Annotated in this window: 4 protein-coding genes; 2 read left to right on the top strand and 2 right to left on the bottom strand. The window is 37.8% G+C overall.

Annotation, left to right across the window (positions count from 1 at the left end):
• Positions 1 to 1,044: 1,044 nt before the first annotated feature.
• Both ACYVRA_RS05670 and ACYVRA_RS05665 read right to left on the bottom strand, forming a co-directional pair.
• Entirely contained in the window at positions 1,045 to 1,221 is a 177-nt protein-coding gene (locus ACYVRA_RS05670) for a hypothetical protein (protein ID WP_461251780.1), read from the bottom strand.
• Positions 1,222 to 2,353: 1,132 nt separating this feature from the next.
• Positions 2,354 to 2,587 carry a hypothetical protein gene (locus tag ACYVRA_RS05665; RefSeq protein ID WP_461251779.1) on the bottom strand — a complete coding sequence of 78 codons (234 nt, stop codon included), beginning with the start codon at positions 2,585 to 2,587 and terminating at the stop codon, positions 2,354 to 2,356.
• A gap of 198 nt (positions 2,588 to 2,785) precedes the next feature.
• Between ACYVRA_RS05665 and ACYVRA_RS05660 the strand changes: the two genes are divergently transcribed.
• Positions 2,786 to 3,283: an RNA polymerase sigma factor gene (locus tag ACYVRA_RS05660; RefSeq protein ID WP_461251778.1), complete on the top strand. Its 498-nt coding sequence runs from the start codon at positions 2,786 to 2,788 to the stop codon at positions 3,281 to 3,283.
• Complete coding sequence (locus tag ACYVRA_RS05655; protein WP_461251777.1) at positions 3,280 to 4,275, top strand: leucine-rich repeat domain-containing protein; 996 nt, start codon at positions 3,280 to 3,282, stop codon at positions 4,273 to 4,275. The genes ACYVRA_RS05660 and ACYVRA_RS05655 overlap by 4 nt, the downstream gene beginning before the upstream one ends.
• Positions 4,276 to 4,413: the final 138 nt, after the last annotated feature.

The raw sequence follows: 4,413 nt of genomic DNA, 5'->3' as shown, positions 1-4,413 counted from the left end.
GCTATAATAAAATAAATAAAAGGCACAAAAAACCCCGGCAACCCGCCCTTCGCAAAATGCCGCAAAACACGCATAATAAAACCCGTGTGGAAAAAGTCGTAATTCCCCGCCCGACCTGCGAAACCCACAGGCACAGCGTAATTCGGCGGCTACACTACGGGTTTTGGCATTATTTTAAGTGTAAGCATTATCCGCTAAAGCCCAACTGCATATAACCGTCGGTATACGCTTCGCCTTCGGCTCGGGGTTCGGGCAGAAAGTAACAAAATAAAAAATTACTCCCAAATTTCCCTCACCCACACCTGACCACTAAAAATACTGAAAGCCAAAAACAAAGTAAAAACCAAATTTGTATTTTTAGTGGTCAGGCGTCGTATACCTCTGCACGGTTATATGCAATTGGGCGATTATTGGGCAAGGCAACAGAATGCGACGTTATGTATAGTTGGGCTAACGCAAAATAAAAACATCACCCCTTGCAGTACATTTATTTTAAATTTTTATATTTACTCCCTGTTTAAGCCCCAACTATCCCCTTCGGTACATAACGTGCCATTCTGCCGCCTTGCCTGTTGGCAATTAACGGCTTTTCAAAACCCTACGTTCCGCCGCAGATATGCGTGGTATCCCCGCCCAGCGTTTCGTATAACAACAAGAGAAGCGAACTACGCCACACGGCTTCGTGGCTAAAATACCCTTCCCAAATTCCGTAATTAAAAAAAATAAATCGCTGATGCCCCCTGCGAAAAAACCGCCATAAAAAATTATCGTCAAGTAAATCTTTAAAAAAGGCGGTTTTTTCGCAGGGTGGCAATTGTCTAAACAAACCGCTCTCATTTGTTAAACAAAAAGCGGTAAAATAAATCCCTCTTAATATTCCAACTTGAAAATTTAGTCGCTAAGACCCCAATGCGAAAAAACCGCCATAAAAAACCATTGATAATTAAATCATAAAAAAAGGCGGCTTTTTCGCAGGGGCAATTGTCTAAACAAACCGCTCTCGTTTGTTAAATAAAAAAGCGAGTGTTTTACTCCCTCTTGGAATTACAACCTGTTAATTTTAATCGCTGAAACCCCCGCCCGATAATGCACGGCGTTAAGCCGTGTTGATAAATAATTCTTCATGGCGTGGCGCACAATAAAATCCCCACTTGTAAAAATGCGGCGAACCTTTAGGTGAGCCAGTGCGCCGTGCGAAAAAACCGCCAGAAAATGAAGCATTGAAAGTGTAGCTATGTAGCATAAAAGACGAATTTGCCACTTCTATATATATATTATATATATATTTATAAGTTTCCTTTTTTTTTATTTAAGATACACAAATAAATAAAAATATAGTAATAGGGAATAATAGGGAGTAATAGTGAGCAACAGGGAGCAATAAAAAAAGTGTAGCATAATCCTTTATTAATCCTACATAACCATACACCATGATACACGAATTTTTTCACTTGGCAGCATGGATGCTGCTGTTACCAATTCTTGGGGAGCGTGCGCGTCTCCTAAAAAAGCCATAATTTTTTAATTGGAAATTTTATCAATGTAGTAAAAGATTTTCTCGCTTTGTTTTTTGTTTTTTATCGCTAACAGATAGCAATACAGGGCAACCAGTAGCAACAAGGAGTAATACAAAAATCAATCAAATTATAATTCGTGTTTTCACTACCGAAAATTAAGGGGGCAGGGGGGGAACAATAAACCGCACCCGCAGGGTGTAGATGAAAAATTCAACACGTTCCAGCGCCGAACAGATTAAAACGATGAAAAATTGAGGCAAGATTTATCTTGCCGTCCGCGCTGCGGCGCTCAATTAAGCACGGCGAAGCCGTGTAGATGAATAATGTGGCACGGCGTGGCGCACAATAAAATCCCCATTCTAAATAAATGCGCCGAACCTTTAGGTGAGGCAGCGCGCCCGGACATAGCGAGGTATCTAAAAATTTTTGAAAAAAATAATTAATAGCGTCCCATTTAAAAATTAACATTCCGTAACCGTAGATTGTATATGAAAAAGTCGGTATGGCGTAGCACACAATAAAATCCCCACTTGTAAAAATGTGGCGTACCTTTAGGTGAGCCAGTGCGCCCTCGATTGATAAATAAAGAAGCGTAAGAGTTGTACTCCATCTTGACAGTTGACAAGACAAATTCACAAATTCGGAAAGTTCCCTATATATACTTATATTATTTCTTTTTCTTTTTTTTTATTAATTAATTGTCATAAAATAAATGATTAAAGTACTATGGAAGAAAAAAGAAAAAACCATGACAAGACCAGTATTTACTTGTCATACTTGACAGTTCCAAGCGGTTTTTTTTCATCGGGGGGAGCGTGCGCCCCCAAAAAATGCCATTATTTGTTAATAGCAAATTTTTTTTCTGTCAAAAAACGTCGATTATTCGCCTGTTTGTTTACTTTATAAAAGTGGCGCAAGGGAGAAACCGCACCAAAAGGGTGTAAATTAAAAATAAAAAAAGCCACAGGATTGCCCTTATCACCCACAAAATCCTGTAGCTTTTTTCTCATTGTTCTTTGCTCTCCGCTTTTTTCTCTTTTCTTTGCTCCCTGCATTACAATGGGCGGCACAAGGCAATATCTACAGTCTCCTTATAGCTGTGGTCAGCTTCAGAAAACACTAGTAAAAAAGGGTTGGAAAACATCAATTTTATTGGTAAAATCTATCCATAAAGGCTTTAAGACTGCTTTTTTGGCTAAAAACATCTGATTTTTTTCAGTTTTTGGTGTAAAAAAATCAAAAAACATGGTCTTTATAAGAGGTAATAATTGGGTAGAACAGTAGCTGACTGGCATAAAAAATATTTCAATTATGTTTTCAGGCGCTGTGAATCTATACTTCGCAACAGGGAAGATGCCGAAGATGCGGCGCAGGAAGTTTTTTTAAAGCTTATAAAAGCCGAAGGCAGGGGAATGGATTTAATCAAAATAGAAAAGGAAAAGAAAGACGCAGCCCTTCTTTGGGTAAACGCAACCAGAGTGTGCTTTACCCGCTTAAAAGAAAGGCCGAAAGAGACTCTGCCGTTATTTGACGACCCCCCTGAAAAAATTGACGCTTTTGAGCGGCTGGACGCAAAACTTCTTTTGGAGTCAATTTTGGAAAATGAATCAGAGGAAACTAAATTGTATTGTTACATGTATTTTTATGACCGTATGAAATATAGAGAAATATCGAAAACAGTAGGAAAATCCATATCATTGATTCCAAAAAAAATAAAAGCTTTTATAAAAAAAACAAGACCAAAACTAGAGGGGACTATGAAATGAAAAAAACAGATTACATTTCAGAGTTAACGCTTGAACTCTATAACATGGGCAAACTTACGGAAAATGAACGCAAAATAGTAGAAGCGGCGATCTTATCTGACAGTGAAACCCGCAACCGTTACGAGGCAATTAAAAAATCAGATGAAGAATTAAGCCGCCTTTATCCTATTGAAAACCTGCCCCGCCTTGCCGCCGTTAAAGATACCGTCATTCCTGAATTTGAAAGAGAAAATAAAAGCAGAGGAAATTTTAGAAGATATTGGCCAAAAACAGTAAATTACATACGAAAAAACCCAATGGCAATCGGAATAGGAATTGCGGCAGTTATGCTTATCGCCCTTGCTTTCGTCTTTTACATTACAAAGTGGCGCAATGTTGGCAGTCAAAACGAACCAATTATTGTGGAAGGAACAGAAACCATTGATGAAAACAATTATGATGATATTGATAACCAAAAAATGGTTATTATTACCACGCCGTCCAATGAAGATAAAAAAACAAATAAACCTGTTAAAGACAATAAAAATAATCCCCTTGAAAATACGGAAGGAGTTATTATCGCTACAGCGCCGGAACAAAATCAATCAGGCATTCATTCAAAGGGGGTAGAAACGAATAAACCAATAGAAGTTACCGGCAATAATACTACGCCTGAAAACTGGTGGCAGCTTGAAAATCAGCAAAATGACATTACAATTCCAACAGGTATAACTTCTATAAAAGATAACGAGTATTCTTCAAAACAATTAACTGTTGTAAAAATTCCTGAAACCGTAACCGTTATCGGGAATGAAGCCTTTTCAAACAACAAGCTGAAAACCGTTACCATACCCGCAAGCGTTAATTCTATTGGGAACGGTTCTTTTAGAAACAACCAATTAACAAGCATTGTAATTCCGAACAGCGTTACTTCTATTGGCAATAACGCTTTCGCAAACAACCAACTTACTAACATTACACTGTCTCACAGCATTACCTCCAGAAGACAATAATTCGGATAAAAGTAAAATTTCAGATAAATCGGATAGAGAAGTAACAGATTTAAGTAAATTATTTTCTGCTGATGATCCTGACCTTGTAGAAAAACTGATGGAACATTTTAAAAAATTGATGGAGGATTAAATGAATAT

The sequence above is a fragment of the Treponema sp. R8-4-B8 genome, from assembly GCF_054786175.1.
This window is presented reverse-complemented; position numbering and strand designations above follow the sequence as displayed.